This window comes from Nitrospirillum goiasense (assembly GCF_034427435.1).
Taxonomy (GTDB): Bacteria; Pseudomonadota; Alphaproteobacteria; order Azospirillales; family Azospirillaceae; genus Nitrospirillum.
The window spans coordinates 231,602-258,578 of record NZ_JAXQNP010000003.1 but is presented as its reverse complement, the minus strand read 5'-3'; the positions used below and the strand labels follow the sequence as shown (position 1 = coordinate 258,578).

The window sequence follows — 26,977 nt, the reverse complement described above, 5'->3', positions numbered from 1 at the left end:
CCCTACGCGGCGCGGGTGAGGGTGATGGCGTGCTCCGGGCAGGCGGCCACGCACAGGCCACAGGCCCGGCACTGGTCCGCCCGCACGGCGAAGGCCTGGTGGTAGCCGTGGAAGAAGCCCTTTATCCGGCCGCCCAGGCTCAAGTCCCGGCGCTCCGCTTCCGGCAACACCCCGATCTCAAAGACGTCGTAGGGGCAGACGCGCACGCAATCGTCCTTGCCCTCGCAGCGGTTGCGGTTGATGTGCGGGACGATGACGCCGGGGTCCTGCTTGCAGGATGGGTTGCCGCTCACGATGATCCTCCGTAAACATGAGTAAAAGCTCGCATCATAGTAGGAGGGCGCGTCCTGGCTGAAAACTCGCGTTCCGAACGGCCCGCAGCGGCGGGCTCAACCCCAAGGAAACGGCCGCGCCAGGCCCGGTCCCGTGCTCTGGTGGACGCCATCCTGGACGCGACCGCTCGCGTTCTGGTGCGCGACGGCTACGCCGCCTTGACCACCAACGCCGTCGCGGTCGCGGCGGGGGTCAGCATCGGCTCGCTCTACCAGTATTTCCCCAATAAGGAGGCGCTGGTCCTGGCACTGCGGGAGCGCCATGTGCGGCATATGAGCGCCCTGATGATGCGGGAGGCGGTGTTTTGGGACGCGGCGGAGCAGGGCGTGCCCCTGGAAGCCTTGATCACCCGCACCATCCATGTCGCCATGGCGGCGCACCGGCTGGAGCCCGCCCTGCATAAGGTGTTGGCGCTAGAGGCAGCGCACCTGGAAGCCCGCCATGAGGAGGACGGAACGGAAGGCGTGCTGAGGGCCCTGCTGGAACGCTATTCCCGGGGACCGGATGCCGAGGTCACCGTGCCCGATCTGGATGTCGCCACCTTTGTCGTGGGACGCATGGCTCATGCCCTGATCCATGCCGCCGTCCTGGACCCACCGCCGGGCGCCGACCCGCACATCCTGGAGCGGGAGACGGTGCGGGCGGTGATGGCCTATCTGACGGCGTAGCGTGGGGGTTAAGGAAGCGGGTCCAGGCGTAACGATCGGCTTGCCGGTGGGGGACTATGGCACAGGGCGGAAAGTGGCGGGGCGCCATCCGGCCGGTTCAGCGCCACATCCTGGTCGGCGGCGCACCGCGCCACAACCGCCTGGAACAGGGCCATGGCGTCACCCGCCAGAGGATGCCCTTCGATGCCGGTGATCACCGGATCGCCCGACAGGGGGCCGCAGCGGTTGCCGGTATCCAGCGTGTAGTTGGCGCCCCGCCAGAAGCCATGGGTGCCCGTGCAATTTTGCTTCAGCACATGCTCCAGCACCTCATCCGCCGACGGCGCCCCCGCGTCCACCCAGCGGGCCGAGACACCCAGCCCGGCCAGGCTGGCCGCCCAGCTCGTCCAGCGCTCCGGTCCGCTGCCGGTCAGCAGCAGGGATAGCGCCCGGGTGGCGGCAGGGCTGCCCGCCACCGCCTGGCGCAGGCTGTCGCTGGCGGTGACGCCATCGTGCGCCACCATGTCGGCCCATAGCGCGAACAGGCCCACGTCGTCGGGCTTGCCGGTCCGGCGCAGCGCCTTGTCCACCAGCCAGTGGGCGACGAAGCCGCAGGCATAGGGCATCCGGTTGCGCGCCGTGGTGGCGGGGTTGTCCAGCGGACGGTCGCCCAGGCTGGTGACGCACAAATCCAATTGGATCTGAACCTCCGCCAGGGAGGGCAGGGCGCCCTGGCGTATGACCAGGCCTGCGGCGTAGTCGGCCGCCCCCTCGTTCATCCAATCGGGGAAATCGGCCTTGTCATGGCGGCGCAGGAACAGGTGGAAGGTTTCATGCGCCAGCACCCGGTCCCGCTCCGGCTTCAGTTCCAGGCGCGGCATCCGCCAGACGCCGCCGACCTGCAGCAGCATCATGCCGCCACCGGTGACGCTGCCCCGCAGGAAGGGGGCCGGCTGATCCTGATAGACGATGATGGGGGAGACGGTATTGCCGCGCGGCGGCAGGCGCGCCCGATAATAGGCCAAGGCGCGGGCCAGGCCGGGCGCCACCTCATCCCGCCAGGTGGCGGGCAGGTCCGGCCGCGCCACGATACGCCCCAGGCCCGGACGGGCCGCGTCAATGGGCCTGACGTAACCCGCCGGGCCGACGAAGAAATACCCCTCCAAGGCGCGGCCACCCGCCGGTTCGGTGGCGACGGCACCCTGGCTCAAGCCGGTCGCCAAGCTGTCTGAGCGCACCAGCAGGAAAGGCCCATAGACCAGAAACCCTTGCGGCCCCAGCCGCAGCATCACTGGATAGGTGCGGTCGACGAAGCGCTTATCCTCATCGATCAGCAGGCTGAATTCCTTGAAGGCTCGACCATCCGCCGCCCGCACTTCCTGGTTCTGCAGAACCAGGCCGGGGGTTTCCATCCGCCATACCGGATTCCGCCAGGCGACCGGACCTTCGCCCAGGCTCAGGCGTGTGACAGGGGTGTCCAGGCGGTAGGTGGCGCGCAAGCTGGCGCCCTGGGGGCTGAGCGTGATGTAGGCGGCCGGCGGGACCGGCGGCACGGTTGCCCGCGCCGGCCACCCTATCAACAGCGCCAGGAGTACCAGGGCGATAGAGGCGCACTGTCGCGGCATTGTCCCTTACCCGGTCATTTGAGGGGGCCCCGGCCGGACGGGGCGGCCGTCACGCCCGCCGGCCGCCGAAGGTCAGGATCAGGAACAGCGCCAGCGCCGCCAGGCCCGGCCAGAACAGCAGATGGTTCAGCCCCTCCCAATGCGCCATGTCGCGCACCGAGGTGTAGGGGTTCACGAACAGGTCGATCTTGTCGCTTAGGCTGAGATCGCCGGCCTTGAAGCGGTCCGGGGACTGGCCGAAGATCTGGCCGATGGCCCCCGCCATGTCCGCCAGCGCGCGGGAGGGCGCGCGGATGCGGTCCACCGCCTGCTGATAGGCCAGGACGTGGTTACCCGCCAAGCCGATGATGGCCACCCATTTGGCCGCCTGCCGCAATCCGCCCGCTTCCACCGCCATAACTCGCTTCCCCAGTCGGAGTTTTCCGCAGGCTAGACGGTGATGGGCGTAAGCGCCAAAGCAAAACGGCGCGGTCCCGAAGAACCGCGCCGTTTCGTTACTTAAGCGATCCGAGGAAGGATCAGGCCTCGGTCTCTTCCGTGGCCTCGTCGGCGGCTTCCACCACCTCTTCGTCCTCGTCCTCATCACGCTGACCGGCGACCATGCCACCGCGAGCGGCCTGCAGGCCGGCTTCTTCGGTGGTACGGGCGACGTTCACGGTGATGCTCACCGACACTTCCGGATGCAGGACCAGACGGACCTTGAACAGGCCCAGGGTCTTGATCGGGGTGTCGATGGCGACCTGGCTGCGCTCGACGGCGGTGCCGGCGGCGGTGACCGCCTCGGCAACGTCACGGGCGCTCACCGAACCGTACAGAATGCCGGTTTCGGCAGACTGGCGGATGATGATGACCGACAGGTCGCTGATCTTGGACGCGACCTTCTCGGCCTCGACCTTGCGCTCGGCGTTCTGCGCTTCCAGCTTGGCCTTCTGGCTCTCGAAGAAAGCCAGGTTGTCCTTGGAGGCGCGCAGGGCCTTCTTCTGGGGCAACAGGTAGTTGCGGGCGAAGCCGGGCTTCACCGTGACCACTTCGCCCATGCGGCCGAGCTTCTCGACACGCTCCAGCAGAATAACTTCCATCGTTCCTACTCCTTACTTCACAATGTAAGGCAGCAGGGCGAGGAAGCGGGCGCGCTTAATGGCGCGGGCCAGCTCACGCTGCTTCTTGGCCGAAACCGCGGTGATGCGGCTCGGGACGATCTTGCCCCGCTCGGAGATGAAGCGCGACAGCAGCTTCACATCCTTGTAGTCGATCGCCGGAGCGTTCGGACCGGAGAAGGGGCAGGTCTTGCGACGACGGAAGAACGGACGACGGCCACCGCCGCCACCGGCCGGACGCGGCGCGCCGGCGTTACCCTGGGTGCCGAAGCTCATGCCCGGTCTCCTTCAGAAGAGGCTTCCATGCGGCGGGGCGGACGGGGGCCGCGATCGCCACGGTCACCGCGCTCGCCACGGTCCTCGAAGCGACGCGGACCGCGATCGCCACGCTCACCGCGTTCGCCGCGCTCACCACGATCGCCCTTGTTGGACAGCATCGCGGTCTGACCTTCCTCGATCTTCTCGATGCGGGTGGTCATGAAGCGCAGGACGTCTTCGTTCAGGCCCATGTTACGCTCCATCTCGGCGACGGCGGCCGGGGCGGAGTCGTGGGCGAAGTAGACGTAGTGGCCCTTGCGGTTCTTCTTGATCTTGTAGGTGAGGGTCTTCAGACCCCACTGCTCGACCTTGGCAACCTGGCCACCGTTTTCCTTCAGGATACCGGTGAAGGTTTCGGTCAGGCCTTCCACCTGGGCGGACGTGATGTCCTGCCGTGCGATCAGCACGGTCTCATACAAAGCCATTTGATACTCCTCATGGCTGTTACGTGGTCCGCCGCTGTGCCCGTCCGGGACATCGGATCATTCCGAGGGCCAAGGGGTGGGTCAGCCGCACGGACCTAGCCGGCGCCATGGCAAAGGCACCGGCAAGGAGCGGTTGAAGCGCGGGCTTATATAGGAAGCTCGAGCGGCGGGCAAGGGAAAAGGTAGTCGCCCCGCGCGCCCGCCAGGGTCAGCAGGCGTTGCGCCGCCAGGGCCACGCAGCCCGGCACCGTCGGACCCTGCGGGGCGGCCGGAATGACCGCCATGGCATTGAACCACGGCCGCGCCCCGGTGCCCAGCATGGACCAGTCATGATCGGTGCCCAGGCGCCAGCACGGCACCCCCAGCGCCCCCGCCATCTCCCCCACCGCGGTGGGGGCGGTGATGACCAGGTCCAGCCCTGCCATCAGGGCCGCCACCCCCTCCATATCATCCCGCAGGTCCAGGTCCGGCCAGCGGTGCAGGGTGACGCCCAGCGTCTGTTCCACCGGCCGGATCTCCTCCTCGGACGCGCTGTATTGCAGGGTGACGGGGATGAGGCCGGGCAGGGTCAGCACCGGGGCGTAGTCCGCCAGGGTCGTATAGGCGCCGTCGCGGTCGCCACGGCGGATGCCGCTGCGCCAGCTGATGCCGACGCGCAGGCCCGGGCCCAATTGGTCCAGCCGGCTCTGCCAGAGGGCGGCCAGATCGTCCCTGGGCGTCAGGAAGGGCGCGCCGCCGTGCCAATCGCCCAGGCCGGGGCGCAGCAATCCGGGCAGACTGCCCATGGGCAGGTGAAAGTCCATGTCCGACAGCGTGGGGGCGCCGGGGCCGGAGGTCGCCGCGCGGACCACCACGCCCGGCAGGGCGCGGCCGAACAGCCCCACCAGGCGGGGCGCGCACTCCACGACCAGTTGCCCGCCCTCCGCCGTCACCCGCCGGTGCAGGTCGGGCAGCAGGCTGGCGAACAGGATCTCATCGCCCAGGCCCTGTTCACCCCATACCAGCAGGCGCTTGCCCGCCAATCCCTCGCCCCGCCACTGCGGCGCGGGGAAAGGGCGCCAGAAGGGCGCCAACTGCCGTCCTCGCCAGCGGGCCTCGTACCCCGGCCAGCCGCTGGCGAGGTCGCCGGCGGCCAGGCGGGTGGTGCCCAGGCAGAAGCGGGCGTCGGCATGGTCCGGATCGGCGTCCAGCGCGCGACGGTACAGCGCCTCCGCCTCATCCTGGCGGGCCAGCGCCTGCACCGTGGTGGCCAGGTTGTGGAGGATGCCCGCGTCTTGGGGCGCCAGGGCCAGGGCCGCGCGGAAATGGCGTTCCGCCTCCGACAGGCGGCCCAAGCGCTGCAACAAGGTGCCCAGGGTGTCCAGCGTGGCGGCGTGGCCGGGGCGCAGGGCCAGCGCCCGCTCGGCATGGGACAACGCCTCGCGCACCAGGGCCGGGTCGCGCATCAGCAGGTCGCTGGCCAGCAGGCGGGCCAGGTTCAGATGTGCGTCGGCGTCGGCAGGGGCCAGGGCCGCCGCCTGGCGCAGGCATGCCGTGGCCTCCGCCGTCCGATCTTGCGCCTGCAACACGGCCCCCAGGTTGTTCAGCGCATCGGCGTGGGTGGCGTCCAGCGCCAGGGCCTGGCGCAGCTCCGCCTCCGCTCCAGCCAGGTCGCCCAAGTCTTTCAGGGTCTTGCCCAGGTTGACCCGGGCCAGGACCAGGCCGGGGTTGAGGGCCAGGGCGCGGCGGTAATGGCCGGCGGCCTCCTCCAGGCGGCCTTGGGCCTGGCGGGCCGATCCCAGTCCATTATGGGCGTTGGCATAGTCTGGCTTCAGCGCGATGGCCTGGCCATAGTGTGTCGTGGCCTCGTCCGGGCGGCCCAGATCCTTCAGCGCGTTGCCCAGGGTGTTCCGCGTTTCCGCCTGATCCGGCTTCAGGGTCAGGGCCCGTTGTAGCGGGGCCAGGGCGTCGGCGGGACGGCGCAGGGTCAGCAGCACGGTGCCCAGGGCGGCCTGCATGTGGGCGGCGTCGCCCTGGAAGGCCACGGCCTTGGCCAACAGGTCGGCGGCGGCCTCGTGCCGGCCGGTCTGGTGATGCACCATGCCCAGCAGGTACAGCGCGTCCGCATGGCGGGGGGCTTGGGCCAACACCTGCCTATAGGCCGCCTCCGCCTCCGCCAGGCGGCCGGCCTGGTGATGCTGCGTCGCCTGGCTGAACAGCAGTTGCGCCGCCGCCGGTGTGGCGGGTGCGCCCTGCTTCTTGTCCAGGCGGCGCTGGTTGCGGTTCATCTTTCTTCCCGTCGCGATCTTTGGCTCCCAGGGGGGCACAGGCCGCAGACTATCCTGTCGGCGGCCGTCGCAGGAAGGAAAGTTCAGAGGGCGATGCCGGTGCGTCCGGAAGGGGACGGAGGTGGCTTCACCCAAGGAAGTACATCGGCAGATATGCACGCTATGGTCGCGGCCGTCACATTCCGGGCGCACCATGCCCCCTTCCGTCATGATGGAGGTGGGTCATGTCTCAGGTTCCCGCGCGCGCCTGGTGCAACAATGAAGTGGCCTACCTGGCGTGGCGTCCCTTTGGGCGTCTGACAGCCCGCATCGACGGCCTGCTGGGTTTCATGATCGTGCGCGTGCATGAGGATGGCGAGCGCCGCCTGCTGCCCACCTGGGTGGCGTTCAAGGACCAGTCCAATCCCAATTGGCAACAGCAGGACAGCAGCGTCTGGCCCATCCAGAAATTCTCCTGGCGCGACCTGACCCTGCGGCGCAGCCGCGACAGCCTGTCGGTGCGCCAGCCCTTCACCTGCCATTACGAGATCATCCCGGTGGGCTACGCGGCGCCGGGGCGGGAGGCGGTCGCCAACTGGATCAAGCGGACGGAGACCTTCAGCAGCGCCCAGCCCGGCGCCTACACCGGCGCGCCCCGGCCGCTGTTTATCTGCGGCGACGCGGTGGAGACCAACGCCATCACCGTCACCTGGACCTATGGCGCTTTCACCGCCGTCTTCACCAACGGCATCCTGTCGACGCAGAACCTGCGCCAGCAATTGCACACCCCCGCCGGCCAGGCGCCCAGCAAGGGCTATGTGCTGGATCAGGTGCGTCAGCCGGGCAATGCCATCCGCACCTTCCTGACCGGCGACGTGCTGCCCACCCTGACCGACTTCCTGGGCCAGGTGGGGCCGGCCGACAAGGTCTATGCCGCCCTGTATGAGCTGTCGGACCCGGAACTGGTGGCCGGCCTGACCGGCCTGGGCGGCCGGCTGCACCTGATCCTGTCCACGGCGGGGGAGGGGACCAAGACCAACCCCGCCTGGGACCGCACCAACCAGGCGGCCCGCCAAGCCCTGCACGGCACGGCGAACGAGGTCATCGACCGGCTGTTCAACAACAGCGCCCATATCGGCCATAACAAATTCCTGGTGCGCACGGACGGGAATGACACGCCGTTGGCCCTGCTGACCGGCAGTACCAACTGGACGCCCACGGGCCTGTGCACGCAGTCCAACAACACCATCACCACCCAGGACGCCGCCCTGGCGCAGGCCTATCTGGATTACTGGAACCGGCTGAAGACGGACACGGCCAGCTTCCCGGTGCAGGCCGACACCGGCGCCCCCAACCATAATGTCCAGCAAAAGCCCCTGCGCCGGGCGGATGGCCATGCCTATCCACAACCGGACGCCAACCCCCGGGTGTGGTGCGCGCCCACCACGCTGGCCACGACCAAGACCGCGGCCACGCCGCCGGATCTGGCCGATGTGTTCCAACTGATGGACCAGGCGCAACACGCCATCCTGTTCCTGACTTTCTACCCCTCCGTCGAGGGCAAGCAGAGCATCATCGAGGCGGCGGTGGACCTGGGCAAGCAGCGGCCCGACCTGATGGTCATGGGCGCCGTCAGCAGCCCCCAGGCCTTGCCCATCGAGGGGGACGCCAATGGCGGCGATGACACGGGCGACGATACGGATGCCCAGGGCACCAAGATCCCCAAGCCCTCCGTCTACGCGCCCAAGGACGCGCCGCAGGTGCTGGTGGTGCGCGCCGCCGCCATCGACACGCCCACGGGCGACTTGCAGCCGGAGCTGCTGACCGCCGGTGCCGCCATCATCCATGACAAGATCGTGGTGATCGACCCCTTCTCCCCCAACTGCGTCGTCGTCACCGGCAGCCACAACCTGGGCTACAAGGCCTCCTACGCCAACGACGACAACCTTCTGATCATCCAAGGCAACCAGCCGCTGGCCCAGGCCTATGCCGTCCATGTCCTGGACGTTTATGAACACTACCGCCAGCGCGCCATCCTGGAAGAGCGGGAGCGCGACGCCCTGCTGAAAGGCCAACCGGCTCCCAGCAGCCCGCAGGGCGGCTTCCTGTCCACCAACGATCATTGGCAGGACGCCTACCTGTCCGGAGACAAGGGCAAGGAGCTGGACTACTTCCTCAGCTGACGTTTTTGGGCGCGCGCCGGCGGCGGACCAGCAGCAGGGCGGTTCCGGCCGCCAAAACGGCCAGGACCGCCGCCCCGCCCGCCAGGGCCTTGGGATGATTCTGCCGGATCCAGCGGTGCGCTTGCCGGGCCGGCGCCTGCCACCATTCCTTGGCGGCGGCGTCGAAATCCGGCGCCGGGCAGGCGTGGCCGAAATGGTTGGCCCAGGGTTGGTGCGGACCGGTCTTGATGTACCGGTCGTAAAGCGCGGCCGCCCGGCCTTTTGCCTGCTTGTCACGCTCGATGATGCGGCGGACGACCGATTGCCAATAAGGATCCTGGATGGTGCCGGGATCGTCGGTCCAGGTGCCGATCATCTGATCCGTGGCATAATTGACCGCCCAACATAGGGTCGCCGCATAGGCTTGGCTGGTGTGCGGCAACTGGTCGGCCGCATGCTCGGCGGCATCAGTGGCTATGAAGCGATAATGGAAGCGCTGGTCGGGTTGCGGCGCGCTGTCGGCGAAGCGCTTGCGCTCCCCATCCGTCACGTAGGGGGCCCCGCCGGGCGGCAGAGTGGCTTGGCCGATGCCGACGTCATAGGCCCCTTGCAGGGCGGCCTCATCCGGCACGCCCTCCGTCCCCATGATCTCCATGCCCTTCGTTCGGGTCAATTGCGCCGCCTGGAACCAGGCACGGGCGCGGCTGGCCCCCCACCAGGCGCTGCCGGCGGTGTCCAAGGCGTCCAGGTAGGCACGCGCATCCTTGGCCACGGCCGGATTGTGATAGTAGGCCAACGCCTCCTTGCCCCGGCCCGCCCGCATCAGGCGGCGGGCAAGCAGGCTGCGCAACGCCAGGGGCGCACCTTGGTAGCGCAGCCGGTCAGCCTCCTCATCATACTTATAGCCCACGCCCATGGTGTCCAGCAGGGTATTGGGCCATTGCTTGTTGTCGACGTGCTGCGTCCAGTTGGCAACGACGCTGGCGGGCACCTTGGCGTCGACATAGGCCTTCAACTCATCGACGGTCAGCACGCGCTCCGCGATATGCACCACGTCGCCCCAATAGGTGTCGGCCACCGGCATCAACTGATCCAGCGCCGCCACGTATTCGCCCCGCGCCAGGGCCACCACGCTGCTTTCGCCGAGTGCGCGGTTGCGCTCGGCCACCGGCAGGGCGCTCCCCTGGGGACCGTCGCCGGTGGCGGGGAAGGCGGCCGCCGCCTCGGCATAGAACTTGGCCGCCTGCGCCAGGTCGCCCCTTTGCAGGGCCAGCTTGGCCTGGACCCAACTGGAAAGAGGGCCGGGCTTCATGGCCGCCAGACGGGCCGCCGCCTCGTAATCACCTCGACGATAAGCAAGTGCCGCCAATCGATCGGCGGCTGCGGGCACAGGACCATCGGGTTCGCCGATATGGGCCATGTGAAGTGCGCTGCTTAGCCAAACTAAATGGGGGGTATAGGGAGCGGGGTCATTGGCCGTGTGTAAAACGTGTAATCGGCGTCTATCGTCTTCAAAGGCCAAGACATGGACGGCCAAGAGCTGCTGAAGTAGAGAATCGGTGACCGTTGCGTCCAAAAGATCGTCACTACCAAGCAAATGATTCGCGATGATGTTTAGGGATGCTACACCCAGGTAGGAACCGTGCGCAGCCTGTTGGGCATACAGCGCCACAGCCTCCGCAAGCGCCGGTACGTTGAGTGGTCCAGTCGCCTCCAACCGCAGGGTGGCCGGCAGGCTGCCTGCTACCGTGTCGTCGTCCGTCTCCGCCGTCGTCACCAGGGACAGCCCCGCCTGCGCCAGGCGCACACGTGCCTCTTCTCCCAGGCTGGCGACGCCCAGGCCCAATGGATCGGGGGCGCCACCTTGGGCCAGGCTACGGGCCTTGGCGAAGGCGGCAGCTGCGGCGTCCGCCTGGTCGCGCTGGGCTGCCACGCGACCCAGCATATAGGCGGCCCAGACGGCACGGGGGGACGCCTCCGCCGCCGGCAGGTCCAGCACCGCCTGGAAGCGGGCGGCGGCCTGGTCCAGCCGGCCGGCCTGATAATCCACGGCGGCGGCGGTGTAGAGGCGCACGGCGGCCGGCAGCTTCTCCCCCAAGGCGTAGGCCTTGTCGCCGTCGCCGGCCGCGCGCATCGCGCTGATCAGGCTGGCCGCTTCCGGGCTCAGGCCCGTCGTTTCGGCATCGATACGCAGCTTGGCGCGCGTGTCGTCGGTCGCCCAGCGGTTCTCCACCGCCTTCATCGTGTCGGTGGGCGCGGGCACCAGATGTGCCGCCTCCCAGGCGAAGGGGTTGGCCGGCGTCTCCGCCAGGGTCACCTCGCGGCGGTTCAGCAACTGCCAGGGAAAGTCCGGTCCGCAGGCGATGGCGATGCCGGCGGCGCCGGTCAGCAGCAGGACGGACAGGGCAAGGGCGCGGCGCTTATGGGCGGACATGGATCACCGGGGGCGAGGGGGAGTCGGGGCACCGCATCCAGCCGACGGACCGCTGGTCGCCGGGGTGCAGCAGGCCGGGGGACAGGCGCACCAGGCGGGGCGCCGTTTGGGGGGCAGGGGATCGCGGGCATAACCGTTGGCACCGTCGCCCAAGGGGCAGCCGGCGGGCAGGTCCAGGCCGGATGGCAGCTCGGCATCGGCGGCGCCCTCATTGACCAACACCAGGGTGGACAGACCGGGCGTGGTCGTGGGCCGTGTCACCGCCGTGAGATGACCAACGGGAACGTCCCCGCGTGCGACGGCCGCCCAGGTGGCCAGCGACCAGGCGCGGCGGTCCTCGGCGGTAGGCAGGCGGAACCAGGCGATGCCCTTGAGCGTGGCCGGCGCCTGGGCGCGCAGATCCCTCAAGAAAGCCGCCACGTCCATGGGCTTGGCCATCAGCTCATTGGCATGCGCGCCGCCGGCCAGCAGGGGCGTTTCGCCCTCCACCGTCGCCAGGCTGTCGTCGGCGTCCCAACTGACCCGCGCGCCATAGTCGGGCAGGGCCACACGGAACGGGGTGTGGAAGCGCCGGGCATAGGCGGCAACCCAACGGCCGGCCTGGGCCGGGTTGAACAGCCCGTCGGTGGGGGCGGCCACGGCGTGGACCTGCAGCACCACCTCATCCGGCACCGCCACCACCTCAGCCAGGGCCGGGGCCGCCAGCCAGGTGGGCAGGGCGGTGATGGACAGGCGTGTGCCGGTCAGCCCCCTCTCCGTTAATCGCGCGCAGGTCCGTCAGGAAACGGGCGTAGAAGGGCAGGCGGGAGGTGGGGCAATCGTGATCGATCTCCAGCCCCGCCACCGCAACCCCGGCCTGGTGCCAGCGATCCAGCGGCGCCAGGGCCGCCGCCACCAGGGGGGCGGGATCGGCATCACTCAACCGGCCGTCGATGCGCACCACCAGAATGACCGGCCGCCCCGCGAGATGCGCCCGCAGCGCCTCCAGTCGCCCATCGTTCGCCAGCGCCGGGGCGATCTGGCCGTCCGCTGACACCTCCGCCGCCAGGATGCGCCAGGCGGCGATGTCGGGGGCCGCCAGGTCCATGGCCTGGCCCAAGGCGGGCGTCCAGGCCCGTTGCCAGACATAGATGTCGTTGGGCAAAGGGGCGGGCAAATAGGCGGGCAAAGGGGTCGAAATGGGCACGGGGCGGGACGGCAACAGGCTTGCCGCCGCGGCGCCGGCGCAGATCAGGAACAGGGCGGCCAGGATGAACCGGGGCCTGGGAAGCGGCATGGGGGGACGGCAGACGGGGGCGGCGTGGCGGGATATGCTACCCAAGCCCCCGCGTCGCCGAAACGAAATTCCCCTTGTCCTTAAGGCAGATGCCTCAACGCTTAAGGTTCACGACGGCAACGCCGCCCAGCGCCATCAGGCCACCGATGATGCCCATCACGGTCGGCACCTCCCCCAGCCAGAGATAGCCCAGCAGCATGGCCAGGGGCGGGGCGCAGTACAGGAAGTTGCTGGCGCGGGCGGCGGGCATGCGCGAGAGCACCACGCTCCACGTGGCATAGGCGACCAGGCTGGGCATGATGCCCAAGTACAGGGCCGCCATCAGGCCGGGCACCGGGGCCGCCTGCGCCTGGGCATAGGCACCCGGCAGCCAGGGCGACAGGGCCAGGGCGCCGATCACCATGTTGCTGGCCGATACGGTCAGGGCCTTGTGCCGGGCGAACAGGGGTTTTTGCACCACGGTGGTGATGGAGTTGCAGAGGGCCGCGCCCAGCACCAGCAGGGCACCCCAGCCCAGCCGCAGGCCGGCTCCGCCGCCCGCCGCTCCATTCCCTATGGCTTCGTTCAGGGCGATCAAGCCGATGCCGCTGAAGGATACGGCGGTGCCGACCCAACCCCAGCGTCCGAATCGCTCCCCCAACAGGAAGGAGGCGAGCACGGCGGTGATGATGGGATTGATGTTGATGATGAAGGCGGCGGCGCCGGCGGGCACCGTGCGCTCCCCCAGGTTCAGCAGGGCGGTGTAGAGCGCCACGAACAGCAGGCCGCCGGCGGCGAAGCGCCACACCTCGGCCAGGCGGGGCAGGGCGGGCCGGCTCATCAGCAGGTAGAGCCCCGCCGGCACCGCCGCGATGGAGAAGCGCGCCGCCCCCAATTCCAGCGGGCCGAAGGCCTGGAGCCCGGCGCGAATGGCCGCGAAGGCCGATGCCCAGATGATGACGGTGACCACGACGATGGCCAAGGTGCCGCCGTCCAGCCGGCTCTCCTTGGCGGGGGACATGCCGATGGCGGCGGCGGAGTCGCAGGTGGGGGCGAGCGGCGGGGAGGACATCGCGGATTTCCGGACAGGGGGCGATAGAGGATGCAGTACGCGCCGGCCCCAGCTGATTGACAATCGATGAAATCAGCAGCCAACTGTGAGCATGGATCACAGCTCACAGCCCCTGCCGCCCCTGGACGCCCTGCGCGCTTTCGAGGCCGCCGCCCGCACCGGCAGCTTTTCCGCCGCGGCGGACACCCTGAACGTCACCCACGGCGCCGTCAGCCGACAGATCGCCAAGCTGGAGCAATGGCTGGGTTTGCGCCTGTTCCACCGCCAGGCGCGGGGCGTGGCGATGACGCCGGACGGCCAGCGGCTGTTCCAGCGCACCAGCGAGGCCTTCGCCCTCATCGCCGACACCTCCAACCGCTGGACGGAGCCCAGGGGCACGGCGGTGGTGCGGCTGACCTCGCTGCCCTCGGTCTGCGGGCTGTGGCTCATGCCCCGCCTGGCGATGCTGGAGGGGCGGGACTCGGATCCTGGCGGCGCCCTGCGCATCCTGCTGTCGGTGGACCATCGCCCCCTGGATCTGGCGGACGAGGGCATGGATCTGGCCATCCGCTGCGGCTGGGGCGCCATGCCGGGCCGGGTGTCGCTGAAACTGTTCGAGGAATGGTGCTACCCTTTGGCGTCGCCGGACCTGGCGGCGGCTGTGGGGCTGGGCGATCCTGAGCGGCTGTTGGCCTTCCCCCTGATCCACAACTCCGACGCGACCGGCTGGCGCGCCTGGTTCGCCGCCCGCGGCCTGGACTACAAGCCCCGCCCGCAGGATCGCCGGTTCGAGGATTACAATCTGGTGCTGGACGCTTGCGCCTGCGGGCTTGGCATCGCGCTGGCGCGGCCGCCCCTGGCGCAGGCCCAGATCCACGGCGGCCGGGTGGTGCGGGTGGACCCGCGCACGGCCCTGAACCCCACCAGCTATTGGCTGGACCGCCCGCCGGGGCGCCTACGCGCCGCCGCGACCGAACTGGCGCGCCGCCTCACGGCGGAGGCCGACGTGACGCCCGAGGCGCTGGCGGTCTTCCTGAACCCCGAGACGCCGGAGGGTCACGGGCGCCCCTTCATACCCTGGACAGCGGCCTAGCGGCATGGGGACAGCCGCCTGACGACGCGAAAAACCCAGGCGCAGCCCACGTTAACCGGGGGGCGTTCGCAGTAATGATGATTGACAGATTGATCGCAGGCGGTATGCATGGCGCGACTTGCGGTGCCCATTTCAGGCTGCGGCGGGGTTTTCCGTCATGGCCCGTATGAGGGGGAAGGGGCATCGCACCGGAACGATCTCCAGGGTATTCGCCTATGATTCGCGCTTTCGTGTTTCCCGGCCAAGGCAGCCAGGCCGTCGGTATGGGCCGGGATTTGGCCGATGCCTTCGCCACCGCCCGCGACGTCTTCGGCGAGGTGGATGAGGCGCTGAAGCAGAAGCTGTCCGCCCTGATGTTCGAGGGTCCGCTGGATGAGCTGACCCTGACCGAGAACGCCCAGCCGGCCCTGATGGCCGTGTCCGTGGCAGTGGCCCGGGTGCTGGAGAAGGACGGCGGGCTGGACCTGGCCAAGGCCGCCCGCTTCGTCGCCGGCCACTCGCTGGGTGAGTACTCCGCCCTCTGCGCCGCCGGGGCCCTGACCCTGGCCGATACCGCCCGACTGCTGAAGCTGCGCGGGCAGAGCATGCAGCGCGCCGTTCCCGTGGGCGTGGGCGCCATGGCCGCCATCATCGGCGCCGATTTCGAGGCCGCCCGCGCCATCGCCCAGGATGCCGCCCAGGGTGAGGTCTGCACCGCCGCCAACGACAACGCCCCCGGCCAGGTGGTGATCAGCGGTCACAAGACCGCCGTGGAGCGCGCCATCGCCATCGCCGCCGAGCGGGGCTTCAAGCGCGCCGTGCTGCTGCCGGTGTCCGCCCCCTTCCATTGCCCGCTGATGCAGCCGGCCGCCGACGCCATGGCCGAGGCCCTGGCCGGCACCGCCATCCAGGCGCCGCGGGTGCCGCTGGTGGCCAACGTCATCGCCAGCACCGTCACCGATCCCGCCGAGATCCGCCGCCTGCTGGTGGAACAGGTCACCGGGTCGGTGCGCTGGCGCGAAAGCGTGCTGTTCATGAAGGAACAGGGCGTGGAGCAGTTGGTGGAGCTGGGCGCCGGCAAGGTGCTGGCCGGCATGGCCAAGCGTATCGATAAAGACATGACCGCCGTGTCGCTGGGCCTGCCCGCCGACATCGACGCCTTCCTCAAGGCCTGAACGGACAAACCCCGCAAGAACGATAGGGACCATCCCATGTTCGATTTGACCGGCAAGACCGCGCTTGTCACGGGCGCCTCGGGCGGCATCGGTGCCGCGATCGCCCGTACCCTGCACCAGGCCGGCGCCACCGTCGCCCTGTCCGGCACCAAGGTCGAGGCCCTGGAGGCCCTGGCCGCCGAGTTGGGCGACCGCGCCGTGGTCGTTCCCGCCAACCTGTCCGATCCGGAGGCCGTGGAGGCCCTGGCCAAGGACGCGGAGGCCAAGCTGGGCCAGGTGGACATCCTGGTGAACAACGCCGGCCTGACGCGCGACGGTCTGATCCTGCGCATGAAGGATGAGGACTGGGCGTCGGTCATCGACGTGAACCTGACCGCGGCCTTCCGCCTGTCGCGCGCCCTGGTGAAGGGCATGATGAAGCGCCGCTGGGGCCGCATCATCGGCATCACCTCCATCGTCGGCGTCACCGGCAACCCGGGCCAGGTCAACTATGCCGCCAGCAAGGCCGGCATGATCGGCATGACCAAGGCGCTGGCCGCCGAGGTCGCCTCGCGCAACATCACCGCCAACTGCGTGGCGCCCGGTTTCATCGCCACCGCGATGACCGACGTGCTGCCCGACGCGCAGAAGGAAAAGCTGACCGCCGGCGTGCCGGCCGGTCGCCTGGGCACGCCGGACGAAATCGCCTCCGCCGTGCTCTACCTGGCCTCCACCGAGGCCGGCTACGTCACCGGCCAGACACTGCACGTCAACGGCGGCATGGCCATGATCTGATCGGGTTCTGTCGATCTTGGGGGCTTGTCCTTTCACGGAACGCCCCTAAGTATCGCCGGAGCCCAATCTTGGCGAGGGTGTACCCCTTTGTGGGTGTCCCAGTTCCTGCGGGCGCTAGGCAAGACGCGGCTACCTGTGGTATCTGACGGCACTTTTCCAAAGGATGGGCGCTCGAATTCGTCCTGACGGACGTGCCCCGCCGATCAGACAAGTCAGTAAACAACCCCAACATTGAAATTCGGGAAGGTATAGGAAATGAGCGACATCGCCGAACGGGTGAAGAAGATCGTCGTCGAGCACCTGGGTGTGGAAGAGGGCAAGGTCACCGACACCGCCAGCTTCATCGACGATCTGGGTGCCGACAGCCTCGACACCGTTGAACTCGTCATGGCCTTCGAGGAAGAGTTCGGGATCGAGATCCCGGACGACGCGGCGGAGAAGATCCTGACCGTGAAGGACGCCATCGACTTCATTTCCAGCAAGCAGGGCTAATCCCCGCTTTCCCGGGATTCAGGCGCCGCGCTGCCCTTACCGCGCTGGCGCGGCGCCTGGAACCGATAAAGCGCTTGCTGGTTTTCAGGGCCTTTGGAGGCGCCGGATCCGTGATGGATCCCATGACATGCAATTCCAGGCCCTTGCTTCATCTGGAACTAAGTACAGGTCTGACCCATGCGTCGCGTCGTCATCACCGGTCTCGGGTTGGTAACCCCTCTCGGCACGGGCGTTGAGCACTCGTGGAAACAGCTGCTCGACGGCAAGTCGGGCATCCGCGCCATCGACACCTTCGACGTGTCCGACCTGCCGGCCAAGGTCGGCGGCCTGGTTCCCCGGGGCGACGGCACGAACGGCACCTTCAATCCTGATCTGACGGTCCCGACCAAGGACCAGAAGAAGATGGATGACTTCATCATCTACGGCATCGCCGCGGCGGCCGAGGCGGTGAAGGACAGCGGCTGGGAACCGCAGACCGAGGAGGATCGTGAGCGCACCGGCGTCATGATCGGCTCCGGCATCGGCGGCCTGTCCTCCATCTATGAAACGTCGCTGCTGCTGGCCGAGAAGGGCCCGCGCCGCATCTCCCCCTTCTTCATTCCGTCGGCCCTGATCAACCTGGTTTCCGGCCATGTGTCGATCATCCACGGCTTCAAGGGGCCGAACCATTCCGCCGTCACCGCCTGCTCCACCGGCGCGCACGCCATTGGCGACGCCGCCCGTCTGATCATGTGGGATGACTGCGACGTCATGGTCGCCGGCGGCGCCGAAGCCGCCATCAACCGTCTGGGCGTGGCCGGCTTCGCCGCCGCCCGCGCGCTGTCCACCGGCTTCAACGAGACGCCGGAGAAGGCCTCCCGCCCCTATGACAAGGACCGTGACGGCTTCGTCATGGGCGAGGGCGCCGGCGTCGTCGTCCTGGAAGAGCTGGAGCACGCCAAGGCCCGCGGCGCCAAGATTTACGCCGAGGTCGTGGGCTATGGCCTGTCGGGCGACGCCCACCACATCACCGCCCCGGCGGATGATGGCAACGGCGGCTATCGCTCCATGGCCATGGCGCTGAAGCGCGCCGGCATGACCCCGGCCGACATCGACTACGTCAACGCCCATGGCACCTCCACGCCCCTGGGCGACCTGATCGAGCTGGGCGCCGTGAAGCGCCTGTTCGGCGATGCGCTGAACACCGCCTCCATGTCCTCCACCAAGTCGGCCACCGGCCACCTGCTGGGGGCGGCCGGCGCCATCGAGGCCATCTTCTCCGTGCTCGCCATCCGCGACCAGGAAGTGCCGCCGACGCTGAACCTGGACAATCCGTCCGACGAGTGCGCCGGTGTCGACCTGGTGCCGCACAAGTCCAAGAAGCGTCGTGTGCGCGCGGCCCTGTCGAACTCCTTCGGGTTCGGCGGCACCAACGCCTCGCTGATCGTCAAGGAATACACCGGCTCGTGACCGACAAGGTTCCGGCCCCGGGACCTCAATCCCGGCCCGCGTCTTCACTGGGCCGCCGTCTCTTGAAGGCGGCGGCCTTGGCGATTCTGGTGGCCGCCGCGTTGGCCTGGGTGGGCTATCACCGCTATGTCGATCCGGGTCCGCTGGCCCAGGACAGCATCGTCGTCGTCTCGTCGCGGGGCGGCCTGCAAGCCATGGGACAGACGCTGGCGGAGGCCGGCGTGGTGCGCGGCGACATCGACTTCATCGCCGCCGTACGCATCAGCAGCGCGCTGGGCATGGGCAGCCAGGTGCTGAAGCCCGGCGAATACGCCTTCCCCGCCCATGTCTCGCTGAAGGACACGGTCGCCCTGCTGCGCAGCGGCAAGACCGTGGTGCATCGGCTGACCATCCCCGAAGGCCTGACCTCCGCCCAGATCGTGGCGTTGATCGAGGCGGAGCCCGCCCTGTCCGGCACCATCAAGGACAAGCCGGCGGAAGGCAGCCTGTTGCCCGAGACCTATTTCTTCGGGCTGAACTACGGCCGGGCGCAGATGGTGGAGCGCATGCAGGCCGCCATGCGCAAGACGGTGGACGAGATTCGGCAGGCCCGTGCGCCGGACGTGGCGCTGAAGTCGCCGCAGGAGATGGTGACCCTGGCCTCGCTGGTCGAGAAGGAAACGGGCGTGCCGGCCGAGCGGCCGCACATCGCCGCCGTTTTCTACAACCGCCTGAAGCAGGGCATGCGCCTGCAGTCCGACCCCACGGTCATCTACATCCTGACCAACGGCGCGGGCCCCCTGGGGCGGCCCCTGACCCATGCCGATCTGGCGGTCGACTCGCCCTACAACACGTACAAGATCACAGGCCTGCCCGCCGGCCCCATCGCCAACCCGGGCCGCGAGGCCCTGCGCGCCGTGGCCAACCCGCTGGTCAGCGACGATCTTTACTTCGTCGCCGACGGCAGCGGCGGCCATGCCTTCGCCGCCACCCTGGCCGAGCACAACCGCAACGTCGATAAATGGCGCGACCTGCGGGAAAAGGCGCAGCGCTAGGCGCCGCCGACAGTCGCGCCAGAAGGCGGCCCATCCCAAGGTGGTGATTCGCCGAAGCTGTCGACCAGAAGGTCGAGGAAACGGCGAAGCTTCAGCGAGACATGCCGCTTCGTGGGATAGACAGCCTGGATGGCCAGTTCCGACGTCGTATGGTCCGGCAGCAGGGTGACCAGGCGGCCGGCGGCGATGTGTTTCTCGAATACGAAGCTGGGGCCATAGGCGATGCCCGTGCCGGCCAGCGCGGCAGCGAGCAGCATCTGCATGTCGTTCGCCGCCAAGCGGATGGGGCCGTCTATCACCTGGCGGTCACCCTCTGGTGTAATGATGGTCCAATCCCCGGGCGATACAGCGTTGTTGAAGGTCAGTCGCGGCGCGTGGCGCGCATCCTCGACGGTCGACGGCGTGCCATGGCGTTGCAGAAAGGCCGGCGCCGCGCACAACACCATGCGGCAGGGCGCCAGGTACCGAACGACGAGATCGGAGTCAGGCAGGCGTCCGATGCGGATGGCCAGGTCGACGCCTTCCGCCAGCAGGTCGACATAACGATCGCTCAGCACCGTCTCCACTGTGACATCGGGATACCGGGCAAGGTACGCGGCGACGATACCGCTCAAGTGCATTGCGCCAAACGTCTGCGGGGCGGCAATCCGCAGAACGCCCTGAACGCTTTGCTGCGTATCCATGGCCTCCCGGTTGGCATCCTCGTACTCCTGCAAGATCCGCTCGCACCGGATGTAATAGGACCGGCCCGCGTCGGTCAGCGTCAGCGCCCGCGTGCTGCGTTGCATCAGGCGTACACCAAGGTCTTCCTCGATTGCCGTTACGTGCTTGCCCGCCATCGAGGCGGAAAGGCCGAAACGCCGGGCCGCCCGGCTGAGGCTGCCTTCCTCCACCGCGGCGACGAAAACCGCCATGCTGGTCAGGCGATCCATGACATCATCTCATTCGATATGTTGGCTATCAGATCCTAATAAAATATCGCCGATTATAGATCATCAAGACATTCTCTAGGCTTCCTGACAGTGCCGCTGGACGCGGCTCGTCAAGGAAGGAACATCATGAAAATTGCGTCGAACGGGATACGTCTCCATGTCGAGGACATCGGCCGGGGGGAGCCGACTTTAGTCTTTCTGCACTATTGGGGTGGTTCAGCGCGCACCTGGCGCCACGTCACATCGAGGTTGGCGCCGTCTTTCAGAACCGTCGCGCTCGATCACCGGGGCTGGGGACACTCCGACGCCCCATCCGACGGCTATGCCTTGGCCGATATGGCCGACGACGCGGCGGGCGTGATCGCGGCGCTGGACCTTAGACGATACGTGCTGGTTGGCCATTCCATGGGTGGTAAGGTGGCGCAATTGCTGGCGTCGCGGCGGCCGTCCGGCCTTGCCGGACTTGTGCTCGTGGCGCCGTCCCCACCTCAGCCGATGGCCATGCCCGGCGACGCGCGGGAACAGATGGCGGGTGCCTACGCCACCCGTGAGACGGTCGGCATGGTCATTGACCACGTATTGACGGCCAAGGCGCTGGCGCCTGAAGACAGGGAGCAAGTGATCGAAGACAGTCTGCGCGGTGCGCCGGCCGCGAAGGTGGCATGGCCCCAATCCACCAGCCTTGAGGATATTTCCGACTGGGTGGGTTCGGTCAATGTCCCCACCCTTGTGGTGGCGGGAGAACTGGATCGCGTAGACAGCGTGGACCTGCTGAAGACGACGCTTGTTCCCCGTATCGCTGGCGCAACCTTGCATGTGCTGGCAGGCATCGGCCACTTGTCGATGCTGGAGGCTCCCGACGATGTGGCCAGGCTGGTGGCCGGTTTCGCCAGCGGGCTGTACTGAAGACGCTGCCGGCAAGCGTCTGCCACTTACCCCGCCAGCGCGATGGCTTCGTTGCCATAGAGCGCCGACAGCAGGTCGGCGGTGGTGACCATGCCCACCAGGCGGCCGACCTCGTCCACCACCATGGCTTCATGGGCGCCGGCGGTCATGGCGGGCAGGATGTTGACCACCGGCGTGGTGGCCAGCGCCGTCACGGCCGGTTGTACCAGGTGGCGGATGCCCTGGCGGGCGGGAACGGTGGCGGGCAGGGGCGGGATGACGCCCAGCAGGCGTCCGCCCTCATCCGTTACCGGCACGCTGCGCAGGTGATAGTCGGCCATCAGGCCGCGCACCGTCGCCACCGTGTCCTCGGGCCCCACGGCCACCGGCACGCGGGATCGGATGGCGCCGCAGCGGATGTCGCCATGCCGGCGCTGGTAGGCGCGGGCCTCCACCTGGCGGAACACGGCGTCCAGGTCGTCACGGTCGACGTCCAACTGCTCCCCATAATGGGCCAGCACCTGGTCCAGGTCTTCGATGGTGTAGCCGGCGCTGTTGCGCGCGGTCTGGGGGGGCTGGGCCGGCGCGACGTGGGGATAGCGATGGCGGGTCAGGTTGTTGAAGGCCAGGCCCATGGCGATCAGGATCACCGTGTTCACCCCCACCGGCGCCAAGACGAAGCCGACCCCGGCCGCATGGATGACGGGCCCGCCCAGCACGGCCGTCAGCGCCACGGCCCCGCCCGGCGGGTGCAGGCAGCGCAACAGCGACATGCCCAGCACGGCCAGCGCCACGGCGGCGGCGCCCGCCATCACCGGATCCGGGATCAGGCGGGCGCACGCCACACCCGCCAACCCTGACACCACGTTGCCGCCGAACACCGCCCAGGGTTGGGCCAGTGGCGTGGCCGGGGCCGCGAACACCAGCACGCTGGAGGCGCCGATGGGCGCCACCAGGTAGGGCAGCCCCTCGACATTCCCGCCCAGCCACCAGCGGCTGATCAGCGTGGTCAGCAGGATGCCCAGCAGGGCCCCCGCGAAGATGCGGATCCGCTCCACCGGCGGCAGGGCGGGCTGGGTGGCGCGGAACGAGCGCAAATAGGGATGCATGGGCGGACCGGGGGTGGAAATGAGGACGCGCAAATAAGATGTACAAATTATTCATCTTACAAGCCGTCTCTGTCACGCCCCCGGCATGCGATGAATGGCGCTGCCACGGCCAGCCCCTATTCGGCGCGCGTCATTCCAGACGGTTCAGCAGGGCGATGTCGCTCGACACCTCATCCATGTTGCGTTGCTGGTTGGCGACCATCGTGCCCAGGGACTCCAGGGTCCGCTCGATCCGCGCGGTGTTGTCGAACACCTCGTTCATCTGACCGAAGACGCCGCGGTAGCGGTCGTGGGCGCTGGCAAACTGGTCGCGCGCCTTCTGGATGTGTTCCCCCAGCGTGGCGAGATTGGTTTCCATGCCCGCGATGTTGGTCTGGGTCTTGCCCAGGGTGGTCTTGGTGTCGGTGGCCAGCTTCTTGACCTCCGTCGCCACCACGGCGAAGCCGCGACCGGCCTCACCGGCGCGGGCCGCCTCGATGGTCGCGTTCAGCGCCAGCAGGTTGGTTTGGCCGGCGATGGTGTCGATGATCTTCAGCACGTCCCGCAGGCCGGTCATGGCCTGGGCCATGCGGCCGAACTCCGCCGCCAGGGTGCTGGTGTCGGCGTTGTCCTCCGCCGCCTTCTGGCTGGACATCACCACGTCCCGGATGCGGTTGATGGTCTGCCGGATTTCATGCGTCTCCTTCAGCACCTGGTCGAAGGCCTCGCCCAGGCCGGCGCTGGCGTTGAAGTGGTCGATCAGCCGATGGATGATCCCCGACCGCAGGCTGTTCATCAGTTCGGCCCGCTTCAGCGTCGTGTAGGTGAAGTAGTTGACGAAGCTGGCGTAGTGGATGGGGAAATTGTCCACGATGGCGTCGTGGAAGGGCTGGCCCGGCGCCTGTTCGAAGAAGACCAGGGCGCTCAGGGTCTGGTTGATGTTGACGCCCAGCAACTCCCCGAAGGTGGAAAATCCCGCCGTGGGTGCCGTCCACAGCCCGGTCAGGCCGCCCAACTGCTTGTCGTTGTTCAGCCGGCGCAGGATGCAGTCGTTCAGAAGGACGGCGATGGGGGCCGGCTTGTCGCGCAGGAAGGCCGCCACGTCCCGTCGCGTCTGGTCGACGAAATCGGTGGCGCGCAGCAGCAGCAGGTCATCGCCCGTGTTGACGTCGCAGAAGAAGCTGACGACGCCGCTGTCGGCATCTACGGCGGCGACGGAGCGCACGAACAGTTCATCCCCGATCTCGATGCCGAAGGTCTGGCGCCCCAGGGTGTCCAATACGCGGGCCGGGGTGGTCTTCAGGGTGCGCGCCAGCACGTCGGCGAAGCGGTCCACCCGGCCGGTGGCGGGGTCGATCACCGCGCTCACCGTACGGCGGTCGGGATCGGCCTCCGCGACGACGAAGCGGGTGGACGTGCGCTCGAAGTTCTGGCTTTTCAGCACGCCGTAATGCTTGCCGGGCGCCAGCTTCAGGAAGGCGATGACGGCCCGGTTTTCCAGCACCCGTCCGTCGGCGTAAAGATAGGTGTTCTTGAAATCCAGTTTTCCGCCGGCCGACCCGCCGACGAACAGGCAGGGGAAGCGGCGGCTGGCGTACACCGCCTCCATGAAATAGTTCTCGCTGTTGGACAGGCCGTCGATGAAGGTCAGGGCCAGGGTGTCCCGGTAATCCAGCGGGAAGGCGGGCTTGATCCCGGCCAGGGCTTCGCCGATGCGGGCCACCCGCTCCTCCCGCGCGCGTGACGGTTTCCCTTGCCGGATGTCCTCATTGCACAGGGGGGCCGTGTGGATACTGACGCTGGCGAACAGGTCGGGGGAGAAGACCTGGACGACGATGGTGGACCACCGCTCGCCAGCGGCACAGTAGAGGGGGCCGGTCTGGCTGGTGCCGCCGCACAGTTCCCCCGCTGTGGTCATGGCCAGCAGCGGCGTGCTTCCCGCGAGCCGGCGCAGCGCCTCTGCCTGGCGTTGGAAGTCGAGGTGGGGGGAGATGAACGCCAAGGCCAGCGCCCCCGGACGATCCCCGAAGCGGAAGGTGGTGGCATCCAGACCGTCCAGGCGCTCATCGGTGGTGAGGACCCGGACCAGTGACGCGCCGGCCGCGGCCGTGCCGCCCGGCTGCACGGAGGGGAGGGCGGCGGTTGACAGGGACATGGGGGCTTCCTCCAGGGTTCTGGTCCAGCAAGGGCGGCCCCATCTGCGCGGGGCTTCGTCGGAATCGATGTGCGGCGACGTTGATCACGCCGTATCCCCTAGGAGGCTACGGAACGCGTAAACTAAAAGTTAAGAATAGCACCACAGTAATCCTCTAATAATTGTCACCAAGTGAATGATTTTGTTCATAAATTTTGGAGGACCGGCGGGCTTGGGGCGGTATCGGCACGGCGTGTTGCCCGCCTGGACGAAAAAAAGCCCACCCCTCCGGTCGGGAGGGATGGGCACGGGCGGACGCTAGGGTAGGGACCGGGTGGATGGGAGCCGCACCCGGGCAGTCAAGAACGCCGCCCGATGGAAGGGTCGAGATGATGGGATAACGCTGAAGCCGCTCAGTTCAGCGGGGTTTGGGCATGGCTGACCGCTGCCGCCAGGTGGGCGACGCACTGGTTATGGTCGGTGCCGCCCGGGGTATGCCCCATTTCGGCGCAGGCCCGCGCCTCCGGTTGCGGCTGCTGGGCGGCGGCGGCCTGGGTTTTCAGGCTGTCGACGCAGGCGGCGTAGTCCACGTTGGCCGGGCCCAGGCCCAGGGTGTCGCGACAGACGCGGCGGGCGGCGTCGGTCTGCGCCGCCGTGATGGTGATGGTCGGCGCCTGGGCGGTGCCAGCGGCGTGGGCCATGCCCAGAGGGGCCACCAGAGCGGCCAGCACGGGGATCAGGGCCAGGGTCTTGGTCATTTTCATGGGTTCCTCCTTGTGATGCATAGGGTCGTTAGGGATGGGGATCAGCCGTGGCTGACCTGGAGCTTGGCGGCGAACGCCTGGTGGCGGGCGACGTCGCCATCGTCGATGATCACCCGCTCGCCCTGGGCCCGCCGCCGGTCCATCCAGCCGCTGATCAACTCGGCGCAGGTATGGTCCATGAACCACAGGGACCGCAGGCGCAGGGTGACGCGGTGGGCGGGCGGCAGGCTTTCCAGCGCCTGGGCCAGGCGGGGCAGTTGCACCAGGCTGGCGGAACCGGACAGCACCACCTCCCACTCGCCTTCCTCCCGTTCACGGGTGACCACCAGCAGGCGCAAGCGGCGCACCTGGGGCAGCAACTCGATGAGGCTGAGACCCAGACCGACCAGCACGCCGGTCAGCAGGTCGGTGGCGACCACGGTGACCAGGGTGACGGCCCAGATGGTGGCCGGCAGGACGCCGTAGCGTTCGAACAGGTGGCGGGCATGGGCGACGCTGACCAGGCGATAGCCGGTGACGACCAGCACGCCGGCCAGGGCCGACATGGGAATGGCGCGCAACAGCCAAGGCAGCAGGGCAACCGCCCCCAGGATCCAGACGCCGTGCAGGATGGCGGAGGTGCGGCTGACAGCGCCGGCCTGCACGTTGGCGGAACTGCGGACGATGACGCCGGTCATGGGCAGGGCGCCGGCGAAGCCGCAGAGCAGGTTGCCCACGCCTTGGGCCGTCAGTTCCCGGTTGTAGTTGGTGCGTACGCCGTCGTGCATGCGGTCCACCGCCGCCGCCGACAGCAGGGTTTCGGCGCTGGCGATGAAGGCGATGGCCACCGCCATGATGATCAGCTTGGGCTCAAACAGGCCGAAGCCGTTGGCGAGGTCGGGTGGCTGGATGGCGGCCCACAGGCTTTCCGGCACCGCCACCTTGGCGACGGGCAGGTTCAGCAAGGTGGCGGCCAAGGTCGCGGCCACCACGCCCACCAGGGCGCCGGGCACCAGGCGCAGGCGCTGGGGGCGCACCCATTCCCACACCAGCATGGTGGCGATGGTCAGCAGGCCCAGGCCCAGCGCCGCCTCCGCCGCCTCGCCGCTGAACGGGAACAGGCCGAGGTAGGCGGCGGGGGCGGCCAGGATGTTGGCCAGCCCGCCGGCCTGGGGCTTGGCGTCCAGCATGACGTGCAACTGGCCCGCCACGATCAGCACGCCGATGCCGGCCAGCATGCCATGGACCACGGCGGGGGAGATGGCGCGGAACCATTGCCCCAGCTTCAGCATGCCCGCCGCCATCTGGATCAGGCCGGCCATGATCAGCACCGGCCCCAGGGCGCCGATGCCGGCGTCGCGGATCAACTCGAAGACGATGACCGCCAGGCCGGCGGCGGGGCCACTGACCTGCAAGGGGGAGCCGGCGAACAGGCCGACGATGACGCCGCCGATGATGCCGGTGATCAGCCCCTTTTCAGGCGGCGCGCCGGAGGCGATGGCGATGCCCATGCACAGCGGCATGGCCACCAGGAAGACCACGATGGACGCGGGGAGGTCCCGCGCCAGTGTGGCGGGAAAAAAACGCTGCATGCTTCTGTTCCCTT

The 26,977-nt window shown here is 68.4% G+C and carries 25 protein-coding genes; 9 read left to right on the top strand and 16 right to left on the bottom strand.

Features of this window, described 5'->3' with window-relative positions; genetic code table 11:
• Positions 1-2: 2 nt before the first annotated feature.
• A complete protein-coding gene (locus tag ULB03_RS15500; protein ID WP_322484041.1) occupies positions 3-293 on the bottom strand; it encodes a 4Fe-4S dicluster domain-containing protein in 291 nt (96 codons plus the stop codon).
• 141 nt (positions 294-434) lie between these two features.
• On the opposite strand from ULB03_RS15500, the gene ULB03_RS15495 reads away from it, so the two are divergent.
• Complete coding sequence (locus ULB03_RS15495) at positions 435-1,001, top strand: TetR/AcrR family transcriptional regulator (RefSeq protein WP_322484040.1); 567 nt, start codon at positions 435-437, stop codon at positions 999-1,001.
• 8 nt (positions 1,002-1,009) lie between these two features.
• On the opposite strand, the gene ULB03_RS15490 is transcribed toward ULB03_RS15495, so the two are convergent.
• The 6 genes from ULB03_RS15490 to ULB03_RS15465 form a co-directional block, all read right to left on the bottom strand.
• On the bottom strand, positions 1,010-2,605 hold the full coding sequence (locus ULB03_RS15490; RefSeq protein ID WP_322484039.1) for a hypothetical protein: 1,596 nt from the start codon (positions 2,603-2,605) through the stop codon (positions 1,010-1,012).
• Positions 2,606-2,654: 49 nt separating this feature from the next.
• Positions 2,655-3,002 (bottom strand): hypothetical protein, encoded by a 348-nt coding sequence (locus ULB03_RS15485; RefSeq protein ID WP_322484038.1) that lies wholly within the window; start codon positions 3,000-3,002, stop codon positions 2,655-2,657.
• Positions 3,003-3,123: 121 nt separating this feature from the next.
• Entirely contained in the window at positions 3,124-3,684 is a 561-nt protein-coding gene (gene rplI / locus ULB03_RS15480; RefSeq protein WP_145730630.1) for a 50S ribosomal protein L9, read from the bottom strand.
• A gap of 12 nt (positions 3,685-3,696) precedes the next feature.
• Positions 3,697-3,978 carry a 30S ribosomal protein S18 gene (rpsR, locus tag ULB03_RS15475; RefSeq protein ID WP_044561423.1) on the bottom strand — a complete coding sequence of 94 codons (282 nt, stop codon included), beginning with the start codon at positions 3,976-3,978 and terminating at the stop codon, positions 3,697-3,699.
• On the bottom strand, positions 3,975-4,445 hold the full coding sequence (gene rpsF, locus ULB03_RS15470) for a 30S ribosomal protein S6 (protein ID WP_322484037.1): 471 nt from the start codon (positions 4,443-4,445) through the stop codon (positions 3,975-3,977). Before rpsF ends, rpsR begins: the two co-directional genes overlap by 4 nt.
• A 146-nt stretch (positions 4,446-4,591) precedes the next feature.
• Positions 4,592-6,712 carry a tetratricopeptide repeat protein gene (locus ULB03_RS15465; protein ID WP_322484036.1) on the bottom strand — a complete coding sequence of 707 codons (2,121 nt, stop codon included), beginning with the start codon at positions 6,710-6,712 and terminating at the stop codon, positions 4,592-4,594.
• Positions 6,713-6,936: 224 nt separating this feature from the next.
• Between ULB03_RS15465 and ULB03_RS15460 the strand changes: the two genes are divergently transcribed.
• On the top strand, positions 6,937-8,874 hold the full coding sequence (locus ULB03_RS15460) for a phospholipase D-like domain-containing protein (protein ID WP_322484035.1): 1,938 nt from the start codon (positions 6,937-6,939) through the stop codon (positions 8,872-8,874).
• Here ULB03_RS15460 and ULB03_RS15455 read toward each other — a convergent pair.
• From ULB03_RS15455 to ULB03_RS15440, 4 genes are all read right to left on the bottom strand, one after another.
• Positions 8,867-11,287 (bottom strand): hypothetical protein, encoded by a 2,421-nt coding sequence (locus ULB03_RS15455; RefSeq protein WP_322484034.1) that lies wholly within the window; start codon positions 11,285-11,287, stop codon positions 8,867-8,869. The genes ULB03_RS15460 and ULB03_RS15455 overlap by 8 nt on opposite strands.
• A 3-nt stretch (positions 11,288-11,290) precedes the next feature.
• Entirely contained in the window at positions 11,291-11,965 is a 675-nt protein-coding gene (locus ULB03_RS15450) for a DUF3142 domain-containing protein (protein ID WP_416211152.1), read from the bottom strand.
• A gap of 4 nt (positions 11,966-11,969) precedes the next feature.
• Positions 11,970-12,563: a DUF3142 domain-containing protein gene (locus tag ULB03_RS15445; RefSeq protein WP_322484033.1), complete on the bottom strand. Its 594-nt coding sequence runs from the start codon at positions 12,561-12,563 to the stop codon at positions 11,970-11,972.
• A 94-nt stretch (positions 12,564-12,657) separates the two neighbouring features.
• Positions 12,658-13,614, bottom strand: a complete 957-nt coding sequence (locus ULB03_RS15440) for a DMT family transporter (RefSeq protein WP_322484032.1) — start codon at positions 13,612-13,614, stop codon at positions 12,658-12,660.
• 91 nt (positions 13,615-13,705) lie between these two features.
• Here ULB03_RS15440 and ULB03_RS15435 point away from each other — a divergent pair, with 91 nt between their 5' ends.
• The 6 genes from ULB03_RS15435 to mltG all read left to right on the top strand — a co-directional run bounded on the left by ULB03_RS15435 (position 13,706) and on the right by mltG (position 19,589).
• Complete coding sequence (locus ULB03_RS15435; protein ID WP_322484031.1) at positions 13,706-14,686, top strand: LysR family transcriptional regulator; 981 nt, start codon at positions 13,706-13,708, stop codon at positions 14,684-14,686.
• 215 nt (positions 14,687-14,901) lie between these two features.
• Entirely contained in the window at positions 14,902-15,840 is a 939-nt protein-coding gene (fabD, locus tag ULB03_RS15430) for an ACP S-malonyltransferase (protein WP_145730643.1), read from the top strand.
• 36 nt (positions 15,841-15,876) lie between these two features.
• Positions 15,877-16,614: a 3-oxoacyl-[acyl-carrier-protein] reductase gene (gene fabG / locus ULB03_RS15425; RefSeq protein WP_322484030.1), complete on the top strand. Its 738-nt coding sequence runs from the start codon at positions 15,877-15,879 to the stop codon at positions 16,612-16,614.
• Positions 16,615-16,869: 255 nt separating this feature from the next.
• Positions 16,870-17,106: an acyl carrier protein gene (locus ULB03_RS15420; protein ID WP_004272228.1), complete on the top strand. Its 237-nt coding sequence runs from the start codon at positions 16,870-16,872 to the stop codon at positions 17,104-17,106.
• A gap of 177 nt (positions 17,107-17,283) precedes the next feature.
• Positions 17,284-18,555, top strand: coding sequence for a beta-ketoacyl-ACP synthase II (gene fabF, locus ULB03_RS15415; protein ID WP_322484029.1), 1,272 nt, complete (start codon positions 17,284-17,286; stop codon positions 18,553-18,555).
• A 77-nt stretch (positions 18,556-18,632) separates the two neighbouring features.
• The gene (mltG, locus tag ULB03_RS15410; protein WP_322484028.1) at positions 18,633-19,589 is read left to right on the top strand and encodes an endolytic transglycosylase MltG; all 957 of its coding nucleotides are present in this window, start codon (positions 18,633-18,635) and stop codon (positions 19,587-19,589) included.
• On the opposite strand, the gene ULB03_RS15405 is transcribed toward mltG, so the two are convergent.
• On the bottom strand, positions 19,586-20,521 hold the full coding sequence (locus ULB03_RS15405) for a LysR family transcriptional regulator (protein WP_322484027.1): 936 nt from the start codon (positions 20,519-20,521) through the stop codon (positions 19,586-19,588). The genes mltG and ULB03_RS15405 overlap by 4 nt on opposite strands.
• A 126-nt stretch (positions 20,522-20,647) precedes the next feature.
• Between ULB03_RS15405 and ULB03_RS15400 the strand changes: the two genes are divergently transcribed.
• A complete protein-coding gene (locus tag ULB03_RS15400; RefSeq protein WP_322484026.1) occupies positions 20,648-21,427 on the top strand; it encodes an alpha/beta fold hydrolase in 780 nt (259 codons plus the stop codon).
• Positions 21,428-21,453: 26 nt separating this feature from the next.
• Here ULB03_RS15400 and ULB03_RS15395 read toward each other — a convergent pair whose 3' ends face one another.
• From ULB03_RS15395 to ULB03_RS15380, 4 genes are all read right to left on the bottom strand, one after another.
• Positions 21,454-22,515, bottom strand: coding sequence for an HPP family protein (locus ULB03_RS15395; RefSeq protein WP_322484025.1), 1,062 nt, complete (start codon positions 22,513-22,515; stop codon positions 21,454-21,456).
• Between the two features lie 130 nt (positions 22,516-22,645).
• Positions 22,646-24,649: a methyl-accepting chemotaxis protein gene (locus ULB03_RS15390; RefSeq protein WP_322484024.1), complete on the bottom strand. Its 2,004-nt coding sequence runs from the start codon at positions 24,647-24,649 to the stop codon at positions 22,646-22,648.
• Positions 24,650-25,041: 392 nt separating this feature from the next.
• Positions 25,042-25,392 carry a hypothetical protein gene (locus tag ULB03_RS15385; protein WP_322484023.1) on the bottom strand — a complete coding sequence of 117 codons (351 nt, stop codon included), beginning with the start codon at positions 25,390-25,392 and terminating at the stop codon, positions 25,042-25,044.
• Between the two features lie 41 nt (positions 25,393-25,433).
• A complete protein-coding gene (locus ULB03_RS15380; RefSeq protein WP_322484022.1) occupies positions 25,434-26,963 on the bottom strand; it encodes a SulP family inorganic anion transporter in 1,530 nt (509 codons plus the stop codon).
• Between the last annotated feature and the right edge of the window lie 14 nt (positions 26,964-26,977).